Origin of the sequence: Halalkalibacter urbisdiaboli, assembly GCF_002156385.1 — a bacterium.
Classification (GTDB): Bacteria; Bacillota; Bacilli; order Bacillales; family Bacillaceae_D; genus Halalkalibacter_A; species Halalkalibacter_A urbisdiaboli.
Genome location: NZ_MVJM01000001.1, coordinates 706,324 through 729,219 on the forward strand (window position 1 = coordinate 706,324; position 22,896 = coordinate 729,219).

The 22,896-nt window shown below is 38.7% G+C and carries 20 protein-coding genes, 1 other RNA gene and 1 other annotated feature; of the genes, 3 read left to right on the forward strand and 18 right to left on the reverse strand.

Annotated elements, in window-relative coordinates; translation table 11 throughout:
• Positions 1 to 13: 13 nt before the first annotated feature.
• A complete protein-coding gene (gene gndA / locus B1R93_RS03670) occupies positions 14 to 1,420 on the reverse strand; it encodes an NADP-dependent phosphogluconate dehydrogenase (RefSeq protein ID WP_088102609.1) in 1,407 nt (468 codons plus the stop codon).
• 327 nt (positions 1,421 to 1,747) lie between these two features.
• Positions 1,748 to 1,929: non-coding RNA, 6S RNA (gene ssrS / locus B1R93_RS03675), on the reverse strand.
• Between the two features lie 280 nt (positions 1,930 to 2,209).
• Here ssrS and B1R93_RS03680 point away from each other — a divergent pair.
• Positions 2,210 to 2,515 carry a hypothetical protein gene (locus B1R93_RS03680; protein WP_088102610.1) on the forward strand — a complete coding sequence of 102 codons (306 nt, stop codon included), beginning with the start codon at positions 2,210 to 2,212 and terminating at the stop codon, positions 2,513 to 2,515.
• Here the strand turns inward: B1R93_RS03680 and B1R93_RS03685 are convergent.
• The 14 genes from B1R93_RS03685 to B1R93_RS03755 all read right to left on the reverse strand — a co-directional run bounded on the left by B1R93_RS03685 (position 2,492) and on the right by B1R93_RS03755 (position 18,456).
• Positions 2,492 to 3,712, reverse strand: coding sequence for a homoserine dehydrogenase (locus tag B1R93_RS03685; RefSeq protein WP_088102611.1), 1,221 nt, complete (start codon positions 3,710 to 3,712; stop codon positions 2,492 to 2,494). The genes B1R93_RS03680 and B1R93_RS03685 overlap by 24 nt on opposite strands.
• Before the next feature lie 333 nt (positions 3,713 to 4,045).
• A complete protein-coding gene (gene aspS / locus B1R93_RS03690; protein WP_088102612.1) occupies positions 4,046 to 5,821 on the reverse strand; it encodes an aspartate--tRNA ligase in 1,776 nt (591 codons plus the stop codon).
• Positions 5,821 to 7,107, reverse strand: a complete 1,287-nt coding sequence (hisS, locus tag B1R93_RS03695; RefSeq protein ID WP_088102613.1) for a histidine--tRNA ligase — start codon at positions 7,105 to 7,107, stop codon at positions 5,821 to 5,823. Before hisS ends, aspS begins: the two co-directional genes overlap by 1 nt.
• A 64-nt stretch (positions 7,108 to 7,171) precedes the next feature.
• Positions 7,172 to 7,398 (reverse strand) — a binding site (T-box leader).
• 56 nt (positions 7,399 to 7,454) lie between these two features.
• Positions 7,455 to 7,667: a hypothetical protein gene (locus B1R93_RS03700; RefSeq protein ID WP_088102614.1), complete on the reverse strand. Its 213-nt coding sequence runs from the start codon at positions 7,665 to 7,667 to the stop codon at positions 7,455 to 7,457.
• 82 nt (positions 7,668 to 7,749) lie between these two features.
• The gene (gene dtd / locus B1R93_RS03705) at positions 7,750 to 8,190 is read right to left on the reverse strand and encodes a D-aminoacyl-tRNA deacylase (RefSeq protein WP_088102615.1); all 441 of its coding nucleotides are present in this window, start codon (positions 8,188 to 8,190) and stop codon (positions 7,750 to 7,752) included.
• 192 nt (positions 8,191 to 8,382) lie between these two features.
• Positions 8,383 to 10,572: a RelA/SpoT family protein gene (locus B1R93_RS03710; RefSeq protein WP_088102616.1), complete on the reverse strand. Its 2,190-nt coding sequence runs from the start codon at positions 10,570 to 10,572 to the stop codon at positions 8,383 to 8,385.
• 157 nt (positions 10,573 to 10,729) lie between these two features.
• Positions 10,730 to 11,245, reverse strand: coding sequence for an adenine phosphoribosyltransferase (locus B1R93_RS03715; RefSeq protein ID WP_088103394.1), 516 nt, complete (start codon positions 11,243 to 11,245; stop codon positions 10,730 to 10,732).
• 2 nt (positions 11,246 to 11,247) lie between these two features.
• Positions 11,248 to 13,605 (reverse strand): single-stranded-DNA-specific exonuclease RecJ, encoded by a 2,358-nt coding sequence (recJ, locus tag B1R93_RS03720; RefSeq protein ID WP_088102617.1) that lies wholly within the window; start codon positions 13,603 to 13,605, stop codon positions 11,248 to 11,250.
• A gap of 64 nt (positions 13,606 to 13,669) precedes the next feature.
• Entirely contained in the window at positions 13,670 to 13,993 is a 324-nt protein-coding gene (locus B1R93_RS03725) for a LapA family protein (protein WP_088102618.1), read from the reverse strand.
• A gap of 17 nt (positions 13,994 to 14,010) precedes the next feature.
• Entirely contained in the window at positions 14,011 to 14,916 is a 906-nt protein-coding gene (locus B1R93_RS03730; protein WP_088102619.1) for a cation diffusion facilitator family transporter, read from the reverse strand.
• A 251-nt stretch (positions 14,917 to 15,167) separates the two neighbouring features.
• Entirely contained in the window at positions 15,168 to 16,112 is a 945-nt protein-coding gene (gene secF, locus B1R93_RS03735; protein ID WP_088102620.1) for a protein translocase subunit SecF, read from the reverse strand.
• Positions 16,102 to 17,406: a protein translocase subunit SecD gene (gene secD / locus B1R93_RS03740; RefSeq protein WP_088102621.1), complete on the reverse strand. Its 1,305-nt coding sequence runs from the start codon at positions 17,404 to 17,406 to the stop codon at positions 16,102 to 16,104. The genes secF and secD overlap by 11 nt, the downstream gene beginning before the upstream one ends.
• Before the next feature lie 270 nt (positions 17,407 to 17,676).
• Positions 17,677 to 17,952 carry a post-transcriptional regulator gene (locus B1R93_RS03750; RefSeq protein ID WP_088102623.1) on the reverse strand — a complete coding sequence of 92 codons (276 nt, stop codon included), beginning with the start codon at positions 17,950 to 17,952 and terminating at the stop codon, positions 17,677 to 17,679.
• A gap of 18 nt (positions 17,953 to 17,970) precedes the next feature.
• Entirely contained in the window at positions 17,971 to 18,456 is a 486-nt protein-coding gene (locus B1R93_RS03755; protein WP_245308181.1) for a COG2426 family protein, read from the reverse strand.
• 187 nt (positions 18,457 to 18,643) lie between these two features.
• On the opposite strand from B1R93_RS03755, the gene spoVB reads away from it, so the two are divergent.
• Positions 18,644 to 20,212 carry a stage V sporulation protein B gene (gene spoVB, locus B1R93_RS03760; protein ID WP_088102624.1) on the forward strand — a complete coding sequence of 523 codons (1,569 nt, stop codon included), beginning with the start codon at positions 18,644 to 18,646 and terminating at the stop codon, positions 20,210 to 20,212.
• A 110-nt stretch (positions 20,213 to 20,322) separates the two neighbouring features.
• Here the strand turns inward: spoVB and B1R93_RS03765 are convergent, their stop codons facing one another.
• The gene (locus tag B1R93_RS03765) at positions 20,323 to 20,979 is read right to left on the reverse strand and encodes a YetF domain-containing protein (RefSeq protein WP_088102625.1); all 657 of its coding nucleotides are present in this window, start codon (positions 20,977 to 20,979) and stop codon (positions 20,323 to 20,325) included.
• Between the two features lie 94 nt (positions 20,980 to 21,073).
• The gene (locus B1R93_RS03770; RefSeq protein WP_088102626.1) at positions 21,074 to 22,360 is read right to left on the reverse strand and encodes an ArsB/NhaD family transporter; all 1,287 of its coding nucleotides are present in this window, start codon (positions 22,358 to 22,360) and stop codon (positions 21,074 to 21,076) included.
• A gap of 152 nt (positions 22,361 to 22,512) precedes the next feature.
• Between B1R93_RS03770 and B1R93_RS03775 the strand changes: the two genes are divergently transcribed.
• A complete protein-coding gene (locus tag B1R93_RS03775) occupies positions 22,513 to 22,896 on the forward strand; it encodes a TIGR04086 family membrane protein (RefSeq protein WP_088102627.1) in 384 nt (127 codons plus the stop codon).

The following is a 22,896-nucleotide window of genomic DNA, read 5'->3' on the forward strand; positions in this document are numbered from 1 at the left end:
AGCATTTAACATGTTATTCCATCCAATTTGTATGGAATGTTCCTTCTTTGTCAATTCGTTGGTACGTATGTGCACCAAAATAGTCTCTTTGCGCTTGTAATAAGTTTGCAGGAAGAGTTGCTGTTCTGTAGCTATCAAAATACGCTAATCCACTTGCAAAACCTGGAACTGGAATACCGCGCTTGATTGCTTCTGCAACAACTTCACGCCAAGCATCTTGATATTCTTCCACACTCTTTTGGAAATATGAATCTAATAATAAATTAGTTAAACCTGGATTCTTATCATACGCATCCTTAATATTTTGAAGGAATCGAGCACGAATGATGCATCCGCCACGGAAAATCATCGCAATATCCCCATAGTTTAAATCCCAGTTATACTCTTCAGATGCTGCTTTCATTTGAGCAAAACCTTGGGCATAAGAGCAAATTTTACTTGCATATAGAGCTCTTCTAATTTTTTCAATAAAGTCTTTCTTATCACCATCAAAAGGTGTTGTCTTCGGTCCGTTAAGAATTTTGCTTGCTTTCACACGCTCTTCCTTCATTGCTGAAAGAAAACGTTGGAAAACTGATTCCGTAATAATGGAAAGAGGGACACCTAAATCTAATGAACTTTGGCTTGTCCACTTACCTGTACCCTTTTGACCAGCTGTATCTAGGATTAAATCAACTAATGGCTTACCAGTTTCTTCGTCAACCTTTGTAAAGATATCCGCTGTGATTTCAATTAAATATGAATCAAGCTCGCCTTTATTCCACTCAGCAAATGTTTCATGAAGCTCCTGAGCATTTAAACCAAGAACTTCCTTCATAAGCATATACGCTTCTGTAATTAGCTGCATATCCCCATATTCAATTCCGTTATGAACCATTTTCACATAGTGCCCTGCACCATCTGGACCAATATATGTAGAACATGGATCTCCATCTACTTTTGCAGAAATATCAGTAAATATCGGTTTTACAAGTTCATACGCATCCTTTTGACCACCTGGCATAATTGAAGGTCCTTTTAGCGCTCCCTCTTCTCCACCAGATACACCTGTTCCGACAAAATTAATACCTGCTTCTTCTAACTCTTTGTTACGACGGATTGTATCCTCAAAATAAGCATTACCACCATCGATAATGACATCACCTTTATCAAGAAGTGGCTTTAATTGCTCAATTGTTGCATCCGTTGGTCCACCTGCTTTAACCATGATCATAATCCGGCGTGGTTTTTCTAAAGAATTAACAAACTCCTCAACTGAATATGTACCTACGACGTTTTTTCCCTGAGCTTCTGTTAAAAACTCCTCTGTTTTTTGAGAGGAACGATTGTATACGGACACACTGTATCCTCTACTTTCAATATTTAGGGCTAAGTTTTTCCCCATGACTGCTAAACCAATGACACCAATCTGTTGTGGCATGTAGCCTCCACCTTTCTTTCTTTTTAGTAAAATCCCTGGTTTTCCACTTTAAAGAAAAATAAGTTCCCATTCGATTCGACTCTTATGGTTACCCAATTCTATGTCGAGTTTTTCCTGCTTCGGCAAAAAGTATGAAATCATTATTTCTAGGTTTAACCTTTAACCATGCTATTATAACAGTCGAACACGCTAAAATTTTCAGAAAACCAGTCATTTATGACATCATACCAAAAACTTTAAAGTAATGCACTCGTTTGAACACGACAAAAAACAGCCTAATACTGTGTTAGACTGTTTTTTTGATAGATTTTACAAAGGATGTAGTCTAAGAATCCCAAATATGCCGTATTTCCTTCGTTTTGAACCTGCGCTAGCAGGTGGGTGCTTTGCAATGATTTTTTTACGTCCTCTACGCAATGAAGGCTTGTAATCCAATCACTAACGTTAAGCTCCCGTTTCAAAAGTGTTGGCTCAAAACTGATAGCGTTCCACGTACATCTCAGGACTCTTATTTGCTTTTTATGTTATCATAACAAAACCACACTTGCAAGCGCTTTCAGTATTTTTTATATTTTTACTGTTCTTGGTGTTTCTATTCTTCATGTGATACAGTTTTAAGAAAGAGAGGTTATCCCCAAAGTCGATTTTTTTCTTTTGGGATAATCTCGAAGTAATACGCAAAGTCGCTACTACATGAGTGGGGTTCTCGTAGTAGTAGCGTACGGAGCTGCGATTCAGGTCTCTATTAATTAGACACCACTAACTATCTAAAAAAAGAGGAGCTTTTTCATGGATATTCTTGCGACTCAAACTTGTATAGAAGTAAAACAAGAAATTGGTTGGACAGAAAAGCGTATTGTGGAAGAGTCTTACAAAATGACTCTGTTTTCAGATAAATTGACAGTCAAAAATGAAACCTATCCAATTGCGGCGATTTTCGATATTTCCTTCCGAAAAAGGCCAGATAAAAACGCAATGGGTTTTCTATATTTACATACATCAAGTGGTGTTCGAACATTTTACATAAAAGAAGAGCCTCTTAAGCTGATAGAGGCTTATAAACAATTAAAATTAGAACGTCCCGATTTGCGTTGATTGATAGCTTCGTCGAATTTCACCGAATACCTGGTAGCTAGGAATATGTGGGGCGATATCAAAAACAGACGGTACAAGCCACGCTTCGCCCTCTGGATGGGAATATGTATCGACCACCTGGATGAATTGATCCTTTACCCACTGTAATGCCTCTTCACGCTCTGCTTGTTTTACAAACAGAAGCGTATAACTTGATGGCTTTTCAGTTGCAAGTTCTCCTGCGGTAGAAACACGTCCACCTTGATAGCATGTATGAAAAAGAAAATCTTCAACCATACTATTTGCAGTCGCTTCCTTTCCTGCTCCAGGTCCAATTAGTAACAACTGGTCAATATCGCTTCCTTCTAATGCGATTCCATTTGTTACACCCGATACATTTGCAAGAGGCTCACTTTTCGTTAAAAACGCAGGAGAAACTGAGCCTTTAACCCCATTATTAAAATACACCGCTTCACCAATTAGTTTAAGTTTCAGACCAATTCGTTCACCAACCTCAGCATGCCAATCTTCTAAGTTAGATAGTCCCTGACAAGAAAATGAATTTGCTTTAGGCCAAGTTCCAAAACATAATCGACTTAATATTCTAATTTTGTACCATGCATCAAAGCCTTCTACATCATCGGTCGGATCTGCCTCCGCATACCCAAGCTTCTGGGCTTCTATAAGTACATCTTCAAAGCTGCGATGATTGTCAATCATTTCGGTTAGCATGTAATTCGTCGTTCCATTAAGAATTCCAGAAACACGGGAAATCCCTGTCGTTGTTAGCAGTCCCTTTAATGTATTAATAATTGGAATACCTCCTGCAACGGCAGCCTCAAAACCGTAATATGTATCATTATGTTCAGCTAATGCTTCCAGCTCATGACCATGTTCAGCTACTAGCTTTTTATTGGCAGTAATGACAGGTACACCTATTTCAAGAAAGGATGACGTATAGCGGAATGCTGGTTCAATTCCACCAATAGCTTCAAAAATGATATCAAAAGGCCCTGCTTGTTGAAATTCCTCCCAATCCACAGTAACAAGAGCATCTTCTAATTTAACCTCTCTCTTTTTTAGTTCATCCTTAACTAGAATCGCGACAACCTTACATTTTTCACCAAGGCGTTCCTTAATCACATCACTAGACCGATTGATTCGTTCATATACACCACTACCAACTGTTCCAAATCCAATGAGTCCAATTCTTAACATGTTCCACTCTCTCCCTCTTTAAAAGAAAAAACCTCTCCGCTTGGAAAGGTGTTTATGCCTCTCTTATTTGTTTGTTTAGAATGACTCTTAGTTACCTTGTTTGAGCAAGAAATTTTCTTTATTCTACACATCTTGCCATTCTAAGTTTATTAGTGCCCTATTTCGTTTGAAGCTGATTATACGTCTGTTTTTATTTGTTGTCAAACGAATAAAAACAGGCTTAGCTACTCATTTTATTTAAAGCTACTACTCGCTTATTTGATTCGAACGAGGTCATGAAAAGCATAAAATAAGGTGTCTTAAAGGGACCCCTTTAAGACACCACCAAAACATTTACTCTGATTTCTTACCAATAATAGAAAGGTTTAGCTCAAGTAGTTGATCAACACTTACTTCACCTGGTGCATTCGTTAATGGATCGCTTGCACTTTGAGTTTTCGGGAATGCAATCGTGTCTCGAAGATTTGTACGACCAGCTAGTAACATAATCATCCGATCAAGACCTAGTGCAATTCCACCATGTGGAGGCGTACCGTATTCAAACGCATCTAGTAAGAACCCAAATTGCTCACGTGCTTCTTCCTCAGAAAAACCTAGAGCCTTAAACATATGCATTTGAATATCTCTTTGATAAATACGCTGTGAGCCTCCTCCAAGCTCATAACCATTTAAAACGAGGTCGTAGGCATCCGCACGGACGCTTGCCGGGTCTGTTTCAAGTAATGCCATATCTTCTTTCTTAGGACTTGTAAACGGATGATGTAGGGCTACAAAACGTTTTGCATCTTCATCATATTCTACAAGAGGGAAATCAACGACCCAAAGGAAATTAAAGACATCCTTTTGAATTAAATCAAATTGCTTTCCTAGCTTTAAACGTAGTGCACCTAAGCTATCAAACACAACTTGCTTCTTATCCGCTCCGAAGAATAATAAGTCTCCAGCTTCAGCACCCATCGCTTGAACTAAAGCGTCACCTTGCTCACCTTCAAAAAATTTAGCAATTGGTCCTTTAAGTCCATCCTCTTCCATCTTCAACCATGCTAAGCCCTTTGCACCGTATTGCTTAACAAAATCAGTTAATGCATCAATTTCTTTACGTGATAACAGCTCGGCGCCACCTTTTAGTGTTAGACCCTTCACGATGCCCCCACTCGTTAAAGCACTTTGGAACACCTTAAATTCTGTATTTTTAACGACATCAGAAAGGTCATTTAACTCCATTCCAAAACGTGTATCAGGCTTGTCCGAACCATAACGATTCATTGCTTCATCATAGGTTAAACGTGGGAATGGAAGAGAAACTTCTACACCCTTCGTTTCTTTTAACACTTTTGCCATCATTTTTTCCATCATGCTAATTAAATCTTCTTTATCCATAAATGACGTCTCAATATCGACTTGTGTAAATTCTGGCTGTCTGTCAGCACGAAGATCTTCATCACGGAAACAACGAACAATTTGATAATAGCGCTCAAAACCAGAAACCATTAATAGTTGCTTAAATAACTGTGGAGACTGAGGTAAAGCATAAAACTCACCATGGTGTACACGGCTTGGCACGAGATAGTCACGTGCTCCCTCAGGTGTACTCTTAGTCAACATTGGTGTTTCAATTTCAAGAAAAGCCTCTTGATCTAGAAAATCACGAATAAGCTTTGTTGCACGATGGCGAAGCTTAAATGTCTCTTGCATATCTGGACGTCGTAAATCTAAATAACGATATTTCAAACGGATATCCTCAGATACTTCTGTCGCATCTTCAATCGCAAATGGCACAGGTTTTGAAGCATTTAAAATATTTATCGTATGTGCTTGCACTTCAATTTTTCCTGTTGGAATTTTTTCATTTACTGTTTCTTGTTCACGTAAAACCACGTTACCTTCCACTTCAATAACATATTCATTACGAACTTTATCAGCCGTCTGTAATGCTTCCCCATTAATTTCTGGGTTGAAAACCACTTGAACGATACCCGAACGGTCGCGAAGATCTAGAAATATAACTTGTCCTAAATCACGTCGTCTTTGTACCCATCCCTTTAACTGAACGGTTTGTCCTACTGTTTCTTTACTAAGTGTTCCACAATGATGTGTTCTTCCTAACATTATGCGTGTCCTCCTTCAATTTGTTGTTTCATATGGTCAATAAACGAATCAAGCGTAATTTCCACTTGCTCTCCTGTCTCCATATTTTTCACATTTATACGGTTATTGGCCAACTCATCATCACCAAGAATCGCTGTATATGAAGCTTTAAGACGATCTGCTGCTTTAAACTGAGCCTTCATCTTTTTATCCAAATAATCTTTGTCTGCACTAACTCCAGCAGCACGAAGCTGATAAAGTAGTTCAACAGTTTTATCTTTAGCCTGTTCGCCTAACGAAACAAGATAGCAATCAACCTTTTGTTCAAAAGGCAACTCTAGCTTTTTAGCCTTTAATGCCATAATCAAACGCTCGATACTAAATGCAAAACCGATACCTGGCGTCGCTGGACCGCCAATTTCCTCTACAAGACCGTTATAACGCCCACCTCCACATAGTGTTGTAATGGCGCCAAAGCCTTCCCCTTCGGCCATTACTTCAAATGCAGTATGATTATAATAATCTAGTCCACGTACCAACGTTGGATCCACTTCATAACGTATCCCAATTTGATCTAAGAATCCTTTAACCTTTTCAAAATACGCTTTTGATTCTTCGTTTAAATAGTCAAGAATAGAAGGGGCTGTTGCCATTAATGGATGCTCTCGGTCCTTTTTACAGTCAAGAATACGCAATGGGTTTTTTTCAAGTCTTCCTTGACAATCTTCACAAAACTCTTGAATGCTTGGTTTAAAATGATTAATCAAAGCTTGTCGATGTGCTTCACGGCTTTGTTTATCCCCTAGACTATTAATAACAAGCTTAATATCCTTTAACCCTAGCTCATAATAAATGCTCATCACTAAGGCAAGTACCTCAGCATCGATAGCAGGATCATCACTACCTAAAGCTTCAACACCAAACTGGACAAATTGACGCATTCTTCCTGATTGAGGGCGCTCATAACGAAACATGGGTCCCGTATAAAAAAGCTTAGTTGGTTGGTTTGTATTACCATATAACTTTTTCTCAACAAATGAACGTACGACCGCTGCTGTTCCCTCAGGACGAAGGGTAATACTTCTTTTTCCGCGGTCCTCAAACGTATACATTTCTTTTTGAACGATATCAGTCGTATCGCCTACACCCCGTTGGAATAAATCAGTGTGTTCAAAAATCGGGGTACGAATCTCATGATAGTTATAACGTCGACAGATATCCTTCGCTTTCGCCTCTATGTATTGCCAAAGCTCTATTTCGCCAGGCAAAATATCTTGAGTCCCACGTGGAATTTGAATTTGACTCATGCACTTACCTCCTACCTTTTTTATTCAGGTGACATAAAAAAACTCCCATCCCTGATGTCAAAACATCAGGGACGAGAGTTAACCCGTGGTGCCACCCTAATTGGAGCAGAATGCTGCTCCCACTTAAAACAGTTAACGCCTGCATACGACTTTCCCTACTAGTAATATACGTTCAGAAAAACTCCTCAAAGGTGTTTGTTCACCAAGTCAGAAATGGAGGGCTCCCAGCCACGACCTCTCCTCTCTTAAAATTCTGTTTTCTTGATTACTTTGCCTTCTCACCGGAATTGTTGAATATTCGTTTATCGTTTATTATCATACGAATGAATTCACGACATGTCAATAGCTCAATTACGTGATAATTTATGTTTCAAGACTTTTACATCACGTAGCGATAAACCAAATTCAGTCGCTAGTTCAAAATTGCTTTGCATGTTTTCCCTCTCCATAAAACTATGAAAATCAACCTGAAACAAAGGTTGTGATGCTTGTTGATGCATTTTTTGATTCATGCTACTGTTCATATTCACCGTTCCTTCCAAGTGTTGTACTACTAGCATGACCAAATTTCCTAATTTCTTTCATCAATACAAAAAAAAAGATGGAAACCAAAGGATAAAACAATCCTTTTGGTTTCCATCATCATTTACTTTCTAAAATGAGTGTTACGGGCCCATCATTTATGAGTGACACATCCATCATCGCCCCAAATGTACCAGTTTCAACTTGTACCCCTTTTTGACGGAGAACGTCGTTGAACTTGTTATACAACTCACTTGCAACATCTGGTTTTGCTGCATCCATAAAATTAGGACGTCTTCCCTTTCGACAATCACCGTATAACGTAAATTGTGAAACAGATAATATCTGTCCGCCAACATCTAGAAGAGAATCATTCATCTTGCCATTACCGTCTTCAAAAATTCGAAGATTCACGATTTTATCTGCAAGATACTCTAAATCGTCACTCGTATCTTCATGAGTAATTCCGACAAGAAGGACCAGCCCTTTCTCTATTTGTCCAACTACCTCATCCTTTACTGTAACTGTTGCTTTTTTTGAACGTTGTAATACCACCCGCATTTGTTTCACCTCTAAACCTACATCGTTGCTATTTTAACCTTGGGCCTCCTGTCGTCGGCTGCCGGCGCCACATTCGTGTCGCCTAGTGCAAAACCGGAGCCTCCTGCCGTCGGCTGCCGGCGCCACATTCGTGTCGCCTAGTTAAAAACCGGAGCCTCCTGCCGTCGGCTGCCGGCGCCACATTCGTGTCGCCTAGTGCATAATTCTTCGGACGGAGTAGATGTCTCGAAGTTGTTTTATTTTTTCGACGACCTTATGAAGGTGGTCGATATTATGAATGGAAATCGTTAAATGAATCGTTGCTACTTTATTTCGATGGTCGGAACGACCTGAGACCGCATTTATCATTGTTCGTGATTCGGTAACAGTTTGTAATACTTCATTTAAAAGTCCGTGTCGATCATAACCCGTTACTTCTATATCAACGTTATATGATTTATTCGGTTGCAGGTCTCCCTCCCATTCGACTTGTAAAAGTCGCCCCTTTGCTTCCTCATTCTTTACATTTTGGCAATCTGCTCGATGAATAGAGACCCCTCTGCCTTTTGTAATATAGCCAATAATGTCGTCACCAGGGACCGGGGTACAGCAACGTGATAGTCGAATTAATAAATTATCGACTCCTTTTACACGTACGCCTGAATTTGTTTTCTTTTTTGGTGCTATTGTTTGAACATCTGATAACGCAGCAGCTAATGATTGCTCTTCTTGCTCCTGATCGAGTTGTTTCCTTAGCTTTTCCGTTAAGCGATTGACAATTTGCTTCGCACTAATTCCTCCATAGCCCGCAGCTGCAAACATGTCCTCTTCTCCGGCAAAACTAAATTTTTGAGCTACTTGCGCGATATTCTCCTGAGTTAGAACATCTTTCGGATTAAAATCAAGCTGTCTAATTTCCTTTTCAACAATCTCACGGCCTTTGGAAATATTCTCCTCCCGGCGTTCTTTTTTAAACCATTGCTTGATTTTATTTTTAGCATGAGAGGATTGAGTAATTTTAATCCAATCTTGGCTCGGTCCATAGGAATGTTTTGAGGTCATCACCTCAACAATATCCCCTGTTTTTAGTTCATGATCTAAAGTTACCATTTTCCCATTCACTTTTGCACCAATACAGCGATTTCCGATCTCACTATGAATTCGATAAGCAAAGTCAAGCGGGACAGAGCCACGCGGAAGTTCAATAACATCTCCTTTTGGTGTGAAGACAAAGACCATGTCTGAAAATAAATCTGTTTTTAATGATTCCATAAACTCTTGTGCATCGTTCGTATCATTTTGAGATTCAATGACATCACGAAACCATGTTAATTTATCTTCAAAGGAATGTTTATTATTAGTTGATACAGCTTTCCCTTCTTTATACGCCCAGTGAGCAGCCACCCCAAATTCAGCAACTCGGTGCATTTCCTCCGTTCGAATCTGCACTTCAAGCGGATCTCCTAATGGCCCTACAACAGTCGTATGAAGCGATTGATACATATTCGCCTTTGGCATTGCAATATAGTCCTTAAATCGTCCAGGCATCGGCTTCCAAATCGTATGGATTACCCCAAGAACCGCATAGCAATCTTTAATATTCTTTACGATAATTCTCACTGCCAATAAATCATATATTTCATTAAATTGTTTATTTTGCAAAACCATTTTACGATAAATGCTATAAATATGCTTCGGGCGCCCCGATAGTTCTGCTTTTAAATGGACGTCCTCTAAATTGTTACTAATCGTATTCATAACGTCAGATAAGTACTGCTCACGTTCCGCTCTTTTTCGTTTCATTAAATTAACAATACGATAATATTGCTGTGGATCTAAATACCGAAGTGCAATATCTTCAAGCTCCCACTTAATTGTTGAAATCCCAAGTCGATGAGCTAACGGAGCAAAAATTTCTAACGTTTCATTCGACGTTACTCGTTGCTTCTCAGGAGGCATATATTTTAACGTACGCATGTTATGGAGCCGATCAGCAAGCTTAATTAAAATAACTCGGATATCCTTCGCCATGGCAACAAGCATTTTCCGATGATTTTCTGCTTGCTGCTCTTCTTTAGATTTATACTTAAACTTTTTTAACTTTGTAACACCGTCAACAAGGAGTGCTACTTGGTCATTAAATTCACGCTCGATTTCTTCAACAGTTACGTCCGTATCCTCAACGACATCATGAAGAAAGGCAGCCGCTACTGTATTCGGGTCTAGTTCTAACCCTACAATAATCCCAGCTACTTGAATCGGATGCAAAATATACGGTTCGCCTGATTTACGGTATTGTCCACTATGAGCTTTTTCCGCAAATTCATATGCCTTTTCTAAAAAAGCGATATCCTTTTCATTTAGATAACGACTCGCTTTTTCTATCACTTGTTCTATGGTCATGGAATCACCTATTTACGATTCAATATTTCTTTATATTATCGTTAAGTTTCTCACCTATGTAAAGGGAAATAAAGCAATTTACATGGTTCAAATCATTTCTTTTACCTTTTCAACCAATATAACACAAAAAGTGCTCATTAAAGTGAGCACCTTTAACTTAATTATAGGTCATTAACGAAAAAATATGATAGTCTTTTAAACGGTCACGGCCATCTAAATAACCCAGTTCGATCATAAAAGCAATGCCGACAACTTCTCCACCAAGCTCTTCAACCATCTTGATCGTTGCTTCGATCGTACCTCCCGTTGCCAATAAATCATCGGCAATTAAAACACGCTGCCCTTTTTTGATTGCATCACGATGAATTGTCAAGCTATCCTTACCATACTCCAAGCCATAATCAACAGAAATTACGTCACGCGGAAGCTTTCCTGCTTTTCGAACAGGTACAAAGCCTTTCCCTAACGAATAAGAAATTGGACAACCAATGACAAACCCACGAGCCTCAGGACCGACAACGACATCTACATCCTTTTCGCTTGCAAAAGCAGCCATTTCATCTATTGCTGCTTTATATACTTCTCCCTCTTGCATCAGAGTTGTAATATCTTTAAAGCGAATTCCTTCTTTTGGATAATCCTCTACAATCGTAATATATTTTTTAAAATCCATCATTACACCGTCTCCTTGAGTACTTGTTCTTTTTCATTTTTTTCTTCCATTGCCTGGTCAAACCACATTTTCAACTCGGCATAGGAAGAATAGACAAAATCATTTTCTAATTGGGCCTGTGCCTTTTTTCTACGGTACGTGGTCGAATCTTCTAAGCGTTTCTTCTCTGGGCTTTCTGTAACGATAATCATTCCTTGATCAACCGTAATAAACCCAAGCTCTAAAAAGACTCGTGCCATGAACTCGACCGTTTCTGGTGACCATCCTTTATACTTCGCTAATTCTTGTCCTTTGTTTTTCACATCAAACGATTTTCGTTTCATTAAAAAAGCATAAAACCACTTAAACTGTTCTCGATTAGGGTCGCTCGTAAAAAACGAGTCTTCTTCTTGATGGAAAACGGTATACACTCGCTCCGGTACTCCTGCCCCTACGAACAATTTTGTTAACTGCTCTTTCTCACTTGGTAGATCGAGGAAAACGGCATATTTCCCTTGCAACTGAGTAATCGATTCCGGTTGAGTAATCGTCCATTCATCTAACTGAAGTCTTTTAACGGTTTCCTGCTGAAATGCAATTAGCATGCGTTTTTCATTTGGTAAAGAGGATAGCCTGTCCACTATTTTATGTTTTTGAATGCTACGCCAATCAAATAACTGCCATTCATCGACAGCTAAATCTTCGAGCATGATTTGCGGCTTAACATGCCCGTTCCATTCATTAACGGACAGTGTTCCAACTGCAGAAACTTTCGCTGATGAAGACATTTCATCCTGTAAATGTCCAAGATGAAAACCGATTCCGTCTAACGTATTCCCATTTTGAGAGAAATTAATTTTTAAATGGTTCGATTCACTGCCAATTCGTCGTATCTGCGCAAGGCTTACACCATTTAGCATAACCTTCGGAGTTGGATTACTTACACCAAATGGAGCAAGTTCATCAAGCTGTTGAATCACAGATAATGATAATTCCTCGATATCAGCAACCAAATCAATATTTGATACGGGAATAAAATCTTCATCTGATAACACTTCCATCGCTTGCTCGTTCAACCGTTTTCTTAATATATCAACATCATCAATTTTCATTGTTAACCCAGCTGCCATCGGGTGTCCACCAAAATGAGGAAGGATTTCACGATTTTTCGAAAGCTCTGCAAACATATCAAAGCCTTCAATACTTCTAGCTGATCCTTTTGCTACGCCTTTATGGCTATCAATGCTTAAAACAATAGTCGGGCGATAAAACCGCTCAACTAACCGTGATGCCACAATTCCAATAACCCCAGGATTCCAGCCTTCTTTTGCTACAATTAAAACCTGATTTTCACTTGGAGGATAAAATTGTTCCACCATTGCGACTGCTTCTTCTGTAATCCCATTGACAATCCCTTGTCGTTCTTTGTTTAATTCATCAATGTTCGTAGCAAGCTGTTTTGCTTCATCTCGATTATCGGTAATTAGAAGTTCTACAGCAGGATCCGCAGCTGCCAGTCGACCAGCAGCATTGATTCGAGGACCAATTCCAAACCCGACATGGTCAGCTTGAATCATTTCACTACCAAACCCACAAACTTTCTTTAATGCTATTAATCCCGGCTTCTCTGATTCTTGTAATGCAAACAAGCCCTCTTTAGCAATAAGACGATTCTCATCAACAAGTGGAACTAAATCCGCGATCGTACCAATAACTGCAATATCAAGCAGTTCAACTGGAACCCGCTCTAATAATGCATGCGCAACCTTAAATGCAACCCCAACTCCTGCCAAACCTTTAAAAGGATACGTACAGCCCGGTTTTTTCGGATTCACTATCGCATACGCATCAGGTAAAACGGGCGGCGCTTCATGATGGTCGGTTACGATAAAGTCTAAACCAATTTCTCTTGCTACAGCAGCTTCATGTACAGCAGAAATTCCAGTGTCTACTGTTACTACTAGACTGTAGCCATCTTCCTTGGCTTTGCGTAAAGCTGGCTCGTTTGGTCCGTAGCCTTCAGTAAAACGATTGGGAATATAATAATCAAAATCAGCCTTGAGATAGCGAAGTGTATATACCATAACTGCTGTGCTACTAACACCATCAGCATCATAATCCCCAAAAACAAGGATTCTCTCTTTATCATCAATCGCTTGTCTTATTCTCGCAACTGCTTCTTGCATACCATCAAGTAAGAACGGATCATGATAATCCATATTCTCTTTGTAAAGAAACGTTTTTGCTTCTTCTATTGTCTCAATGCCACGATTAAGTAGTAGCTTTGCTACAAGTGGGACAATATTTAAATGTTCTACAAGCGTCTCTACTTTCTTATTATCTTGTTCCTGTATATTCCATCTAGCCCTAGGTTTTAGCATAAAAACACCCCTTGACCATCCTATTATACAGGAGCAGTCAAGGGGTGACAATGAATAGAATATGTTAGTTATTTATCTCGTTTTTTTCAATTTCCTTATTCTCTTTTTCTTCTCGTTCAGAGGCTGTTTCTTTTATTTCCACATCTGGCTTATCTTTTACCATCTTAAGGCGCCTTATTTCAGCTTTTAATTGATAAAACCTGACCATTCCCAATGCACCAGCAATGATTGCACCCATGAGTACAGAACCTAAAATCACAAGAATTAATGGCCATTCAGCAACTCCAAATAAATAATTTACTCGAACAGCATCAACATTAATAATAGCAAAAATCGATATGATAATTGCAGCAATTAAACCTAAAATTAATCCCCATTGCCCTCTCATATCTTTCCCCCTCTCTTTTAAGTAGGACGCTTCTCACTATATGGATTAATGTGAACGAGAACATCCTGAACTTGCTTTTCCTCTAAAAGTCTTTCTTTTACCTTTTTCCCAATTGCATGTCCTTCTCTTACTGTTATTTCTGGATTAACAGCAATTTTAATATCAACAATTACATAATGCCCATGCTCACGAGCTAGAAATTCATCGATGTTTAATACTCCCTCGACCTCGGCAGCTACCTTTTTCATCTCCATTGTATCCTCTTCATGTAGTACATGATCAAGGGCATTATGAATCGACTGCTTTCCTAAACTCCATGCCATTTTCACAATAAGTACTGCTACAAAAGCACTTGCTAGAGCATCTCCATAAACGAGCCAAGAGATATTCAACATGCCACCTAAAACCGCTGCACCTATCCCAATCAATGCAGCAACAGATGAAAATACATCAGAGCGGTGATGCCAAGCATCCACCATTAAAGCTTCACTCTTATACTTTTTACCCAAGTTATACTTATATCGAAACATCAATTCTTTTACTATTATTGAAAATAATACAGCATAGATTGCCATAATTTTTGGTACTTGAACTGGTTCAAAGAAAGACTTAACTGCATTTAACGCAATCTCAAAGCCAACAATGATAAGAAGAACAGCAACAATAATCGCCGCAACCGATTCAGCTTTTCCGTGTCCGTAGGGATGATCCTCATCTGGAGGCATTTTAGCCGCCCGAACGCCAATTAGGACAACGACCGAACCAACAACATCCGATGCTGAATGTACGGCGTCTGCAATCAAGGCTCGACTGTTCGCCATGATTCCAATGACTGCTTTTATGATCGCTAATATAATATTTCCTATAATCCCAACCCAAGCTGCAAAACGCACTTTTCGATAACGAATATCTGTTTCTTCCACGTCAACACCTCTTTTTCCAATAGATAGCCTCTTTATTTTACCAATAACTAGACCAAGCTATGCAGTGCGAATGATTTCAATGACAAAGAATAAGAGGCTGTGCCAAAAGGTTTTTCTTTAACCTTTTGGCACAGCCTGCAATGAGCGTAGTCGCTACATCTTTTAAAAGCATTACGATGATTGGGGCTCTCACCGTATAGCGAACGCTCATTTGCTGTGCACGCTTTTAGCTTTGAGACAGCCCTATTCCCTTACGAAGTCGGTTCACTTTCTGGTTGGGACTGGCTTTTAAAGCTCATCTTCTCCAGCTGCTTATGCTTCCATATTAACCAAAGCTGTGAAGCAAGAAACATTGACGAATAAGTTCCAGCTACTAGACCAACTAATAAGGCAAATGCAAAGGAACGAATCGCTTCCCCACCAAACACCATAATTGCTGCAGCAGCAAATATAACAGTTAATACTGTATTAATCGACCTAGCTAATGTCTGTACAAGACTCGTATTAACAATATTAGCTAAATCGTCAAACGTCTTCACTTTCTTTGCAAACTTCATATTTTCACGAATGCGGTCAAAGGTAACAATCGTATCATTGATTGAATAACCGACAATCGTTAACACTGCTGCAATAAACGGAACATTAACCTCTATTTGCAATACACTGAAGATCGTAATAATGAAAAACGCATCATGCAATAATGCAACAATAGCAGCAATTCCATACAATAATTCAAATCGGATCGTAACATAAATAATTATCCCAACTGATGCGATGAGCACTGATATAAGAGCATTTCGTGCCAGCTCTTTTCCAACTGTCGGTGAAACCGTACTCGTACTTGGTTCGAAACCATATTTTTCAGAAAAGAAGGTCTGAATTTGCGAAATTTCATCTGATTTCAAGACGCCAACGAAACGAGCAGTTGCATATTCATTCCGATCACCAGCGAGGGTCACATCATTTGGATTAAACCCTTCACCAATTTGCGCAAAATCATCTCGAACCTGTTGTTCTGTTAATGGTTCCGCTGAGTGAACTTCAATCCTTGAACCACTTTCGAAATCAATACCTAAATTTAATCCTAACGTTAACAAGAGAATAACCCCGAGTAAAGCGAAGGCACTTGAAAAAATAAAATACTTTTTCCGATGCTTCACGAAATCAATATCGCGATTTGCAAAATTAAAGCTCACTGATTTCACCTTCCTTTACGCCAAACAAACGTGGTTTTTTGTTTAATACTCGACTGTTAATCCATAATCCGAGTAAAAGTCTTGAACCATATACTGCTGTAATAAAGCTTGTCAAAATACTAACAATTAACATTACCGCAAAGCCCTGAACCGAGCTTGTCCCATAAAAGAATAACACCGATGCAGCCAAAATCGTCGTAATGTTTGCATCAAGAATTGTTGAGAGCGAACGTTTACTACCAGCTTTAAAAGCAGACATGATGGACTTACCAGAGCGAATTTCATCCTTGATCCGTTCGTACGTAATAATGTTTGCATCGACTGCCATCCCGACACCTAATATAAGTGCTGCGATACCAGGTAGTGTTAATACAGCGTTCATCCAATCGAAAACGAGTAAAACGAGATAGATGTATACACTCAACGTAATCACAGCAATCATACCCATAAAACGGTAATAAAAAATCATATAAGCAAAAATTAATGCGATTCCAATAAATCCTGCATATACCGTTTTCTGCATCGCCTGTTCACCTAAAGAAGCACCGACTGAATTGGAGTATTCCTCAGTTAATTTCACAGGTAATGAACCAGCATTTAGGACTTCTGAGATAATTCTAGTTTCTTCAATTTCAAAATTACCTTCGATCATGACATCTCGTGATGGGATAACGTGTCCTACACGAGGTGCTGATAAGTATTTTGGATTTTCTTTAAATCTTTCCTCAGCAAAAGAATCTACACCCTCTTCAAAATCAAGCCATATAACTAACAGGTTCTCCCCTTCTGGTCTTTGGGATATTTCCCGTGTTACCTCCTCAAAACGTTTCGCATCCTTTAGAGTTAACGTTACAATAGGGTCATTCGTGTTTTCTTTAAAGGATGGACTTGCGCCGTTCTCTTGTAAATCACTTCCATCTAATAAAACAACATCATTTACGTCACGAAACGTTAAATTAGCTTCCGTTGCTAATAATTCACGCGCAGTCTGCTGATCTTCTACCCCTGCTAACTGGACACGAATTCTATTTTCGCCTTCTATTTGAATATTTGGTTCGGAAACACCAATAACGTTGACACGCTGGTTGAGTGCAGCTACAGTTGCATTCAATGTGTCTTGAGTAATTTCTTCGTCATCAACTATGGATTTAACGTTATATAAAACTTCAAATCCACCTTGAAGATCAAGTCCGAGCTTAATTTCTTTCGTAACACCCATAACAGTCTGGCTAATGAGACCCGCAAGGATAAATACGATGAGAAAAAAAGCAACTATCCGTCCTTTTTTCACCATGTTTCTAGAAAGCCTCCTTCATTTAACGCAATGATGCTTGCCTCTAAAAAAAGTAGTACGACAGAGGGCACTGAGAAAAACCCCTTGAAAGTCACGCTAAGAAGCAGCAATGGCTTCACACGTTGCTTCAAGGGCATCGAAAAGGGAAAATCACCCTTTTTCAGTGCCCTCGTACGACACCTTTTCTTTAGTGGACAAGCATTCACGTATACAATAGTCCTATTATATCTGTCAATGAAAATTCCTGTCAATTTAAGGTGTAAACATTTATTAACTTTCAAACGAAGCAAACCAGTCCTCTGGCTTTTTATATGCATTAACTGTGAGCCAAGTCATATAATCTTGCGGCTTTAATCTTAAAATTTGATTAACAAATTCATGTAAGTGGATGAATTCTTTCTTTTTTCTAAGACGATATAAAACACAATCCCATATTTCTTCTTTTTTAGCTCGGTCATAGCCTAGAAAGTGGAACTCATCTACCTTACTTTGTAAAGCAGGTTCCACCTCGCTTTTCCACACTTCAAATTGTTGTTTTTCATTCATTTTCACAACACCTCTTGTTTAAAAAATCGAGTAAACAAAAAGAGTAACGCCAACACCAGCGACTACCACTCCTGTTGAAATCGCTATAAAAGCTGAGCGAAATGGTATGAAAAATAATATCGCTGCTAAACTTGCTGACCAAGCCCCTGTTGTTGGCAGTGGAACTGCAGTAAATAAAATTAAACCGATAGCTCCAAATTTCTCAACATTATTACTCTTTTTCATGGTTCGATTATACAACCAATCATAAAAACGCTTATAAAGTGAGAAGCGTAACATCCATTTACTTACTGGTCGAAACAATAATAAAATCGGAATAATAGGAAGGATATTTCCAATAATTCCATACAAAAATGCCTCGGTCGCAGTTAACCCTAACGCAGCTGCAATTGGAATACCAGCACGTAACTCAAGAATCGGAAGTGCTGAAATAAACATTACCAACGCCTCTTGTGGTAAAAAACCAAAATGATCCAAAACAAACTGCTGAATTGTTTCCTTCAACTCTCTTTCCTCTCCTTTATTTATTAATTTCAAAACCGATGTTCTTAACGTTGTCAGTTATTTAGTTTAGACAACACTAGAGCTTTTCGAGCATCTCATAAACTACTTGTCATGCTTGACCCATTACTAAGCATATAGATAATAACAGAAAATATCCATCATTTTTTTACGAAAGTAGGGCCGTTCTATGTCAAAGCAGACCTTTCTAAAAGGTACCTTTATTTTGATTATGGCAGGTCTCGTTACGAGACTTCTAGGATTTGTTAATAGAATTGTAGTGGCGAGAATTATGGGAGCTGAAGGAGTAGGCCTTTATATGATGGCTGTTCCAACTTTATTACTCGTTATTACCTTGACACAACTCGGTTTACCGGTAGCTATATCTAAGTTAGTGGCCGAAGCAGAAGCTATCGGAGACCGTCTTCGAATTAAACGAATTCTCGTCGTTTCATTATCTGTCACGAGTGTACTAAGTATCATCTTCACAATTGCGATGATTGGTTTTGCTCCCCTTGTTTCTAATTACTTCTTAACGGATTCAAGAGCTTATTACCCACTCATTGCAATCGCACCTATCGTACCTATCGTAGCACTTTCCTCAGTGATGAGAGGCTACTTTCAAGGTCGTCAGAATATGAAGCCAACCGCTATTTCTCAAGTCATTGAACAGGTCGTTCGAATAACGCTCGTAGCAATTATGACAACTGCCTTTTTACCGTTAGGCCTTGAGTATGCTGCAGCGGGTGCGATGCTATCCGTTGTTATCGGGGAACTCGCTTCACTTATGTACATGTTCTTCATGTTTAAACGAAACAAGAGGTTGAGAATTAGACAAGACTTTTTTGCTCATTTAAAAGAAGGCAAGAAAACCTTTAACGACTTAATGAGAATCTCTTTACCAACTACCGGAAGTCGCCTTATTGGGTCACTCTCCTTGTTTTTCGAACCGATCGTTGTTGCTCAAAGCCTAGCATTAGCAGGTGTTGCAACTGTTGTTGCGACTCGTCAATATGGAGAGCTTACTGGCTTCGTTATTCCAGTTCTCCTATTACCAACATTTATTACGTACTCGCTCTCTGTCTCACTAGTACCAGCTGTAAGTGAAGCTGCTGCCCAAAATCAATATAAATTAATTCACCATAGACTAGGGCAAGCTTTAAGAATCGCCTTAATTTCTGGGGGGATTTCAGCAGTTGTTCTCTATATTTTTGCTGAACCAATCATGACATTAATGTACGATGCTCCTACGGTGGCATCTTATGTAAAAATAATGGCGCCTTTTACGTTATTTTTATATTTCCAAGGACCACTCCAAGCTACATTACAAGCCCTTGATTTAGCAAAAGCCGCTATGATGAATAGTTTATTTGGAGCCGTTATAAAAATTGCAGCCATTTTTGTCTTAGCATCGCGGCCTGAATTTGGAATAATGGGAGCAGCGCTCGCGATTGTCATTAGTTTTATTCTAGTTACACTTCTTCATTTTGCTTCAATTGTAAAAACGATTAGCTTTACGTTAGACGTTAAATTCATAAGTAAATCAGTTTTATTAATTGCTGCTTCCGCTTGGCTCGGCTACCTCCTATCTACTTACGCTTTTCAAGAGCAGCCATTATTACTAAAAACTTGTTTATCGATTTTAATAACTGCACTCTTTTATGGAGCAGTGACAGTACTACTTGGCCTAGCTCTTCGTGAGGAATTAAGACGGATTCCCATTATCGGTAACTGGCTTAGCCGTTTTGCACCGAATTAATAACAGGTTGCCCTAAAATCCTATCCATTCTAGGGCAACCTTGCTCTATTATTTTATTGGCGATACTAATAAGACCTCCTTTCCACAAAATAATGGAATGGAGGTCTTTCTTATTCATATTCATCTTTCAAATCAATAAAAAATGTATTGTTATCTTTTAGTGAACAGTACGATATTTTTTTTATGTCACGATACCCGAGTTTTCTCATTTCCTGTCTTAGCCAAAGAGAGGTTTGGTTTATCTTCTTTAAATGCTCCTCCTGCACCTTACCATCTAAAATTAATGGTAAAGGCATAGAGGGTTTATGTTGCGCCTCATCTTTTCTTTCAATGACAGAAAGCTTACCAGAAGGCTCCAAAATTGCAAATTCAACATCGGATATATTAGAAATTTTATTTTGTCTTAGTTGAATAAGCAAATCGTCAAAATTGTATCGCTGTTTCCTCATTTCATGCTCATCAATTTTACCTTCACTAATTAAAACTGAAGGTTCACCGTCAACCAGGTCCCTTACCTTTTCGCTTTTTAATGAAATGAAGGCAAAGAATATTTGAATGAAGGACAACATAACAATAGGGACGATCGTATTCATCATTGGCACTTGAACATCTTCGATTGATATTACAGCTAACTCAGCAATCATAATCGAAACAACAAAATCTAACACCGACAATTGACCAATTTCACGTTTCCCCATAAACCTTAACACAAAGAGGAGAATGAAATAGATGAAGATTGTTCGTAAAATTATGGTCATATAGTCCATGATTTTCCCCCTTCATCCAAACCATTGCACACGGTATGCTTTTAGTATGACCGGGGGACAAGTACACATGAATTGAAGCTTTTGGTAACTCCGTTTAAAAATAAATTAAGTATCTAATATATAAGTACACAGTGGAAATAATAAATGAGATGATCGCTATTGGTGTTCCAATTTTCAAAAATTCCCAATAGCTAAATCCTTGTTTCTGTTTTAAAGCCATTCCTGCAACAATTACATTTGCACTAGCACCAATTATTGTCGCATTTCCACCAAGACAAGCCCCTAACGCTAAAGCCCACCATAATGGGTCCAAATTTGACATTCCATACTGCTGAAACTCTAAGATAACCGGAATCATTGCTGCTACAAATGGAATGTTATCAACAAATCCAGATAAAATTCCAGAGCCCCAAAGAATGAATATAGCGGTTTTTGGTAAATCTCCGTCCGTATAATAAATAATCGATTTAGCGATTTCATCAATAATGCCCACTTCTTTTAAACCGCCTACAAGTAAAAACAGACCAACAAAGAAAAAGAGTGTTACCCACTCAACTGATCGGAATACTTCTTCCATGTCTTGCTCCTGATGTGTGATAAGCATTAATAACAGAGCACCAACCATAGCAATACTCGTTAAGTCGATATGAATCAATGGTTGAACAATGAATCCAATGGTTGTTGCACTTAAGACTGAAACCGACTTAATTAAGAGGCGCTTATCTTTAATGTAATCAGTTGGGTTAATTGCCAAGAGCTTTGCCTGATTTTCTTTTCTTACATACAATTGCCTTCTATAGAACAAAACAAGACCGCTCATCACTAGAAGATAAATAATAATAACAACTGGGCTTAAATGTACAAGAAAATCATTAAAGGTTAAATGGCTAACCGCCTGACCGATCATTAAATTTGGTGGGTCCCCAATAAGTGTAGCAGTTCCACCAATATTTGATGCCATCACTATTGACAATAAAAAAGGGACAGCATTTAACTTTAATAAAGAAGTTAACGTAAAAATAATTGGTACAATCAATAACACCGTTGTTACATTGTTTAAAAACGCCGAGCCAATTGCTGTTAGCGTTGAGATAACTAATAGCAATGGAATTGGTTGACCATTAACCCTCTTTGCTAATGAAATTGCTACATATTCAAAGAAGCCACTTTGACTTGTAATTGAAACAAGAATCATCATTGAAAGCAATAACGTAATCGTATGCCAATCAATATGATGTAAAAACGCGGCATCAATTTCATAAATGCCAAAGACAAGCATTAATACACCGCCTAGGCAAGAAATCACAGCGCGATTTAGTTTTTCAGTTATGATAAAGAAGTAACTGATGATAAAAATGATTAACGCCAAGGTCACTCCCATTTCTGTTCTCCTCTCATCCACATTTCTACCATCCTATGACAAGCTTCAGTGAAACATGTCCATTACAAATGACAATAAGTACGTCTATTTTAAACAAGCCTGAATAAGCTTTAGTAAGTTATCTATTTTTCAAGAAAAAGGAGGAGAGGATTTTGGCTTACCGCGGTTTCTTACCTGCTGTATTCTTTGGACTTGGAACAATCCTTGTCATAGCATTATCCTTTAGCTTTTTAGTCTCACTCGTATTATCGCTAACGTCCTTAACCGAACAATCCGTCCACTGGGTGATTTTAATTGTTGCATTTCTTGCAATGTTTATCGGTGGGCTTGTTTCTGGCGCAAAAGCAAAAGAAAAAGGCTGGATTGCAGGGATAAGCACAGCGCTTTTATTTTCATTTTTAACGTTCCTTATTCAATTTTTAGGGTACGATAGTGGATTCACATCAGAACAATACTTATTTCACGGTGGGTATCTTCTTGTTGCTGCATGTGGTGGAATTATTGGAGTTAATCTTTCAAGCGGAAAACAAGGGTAG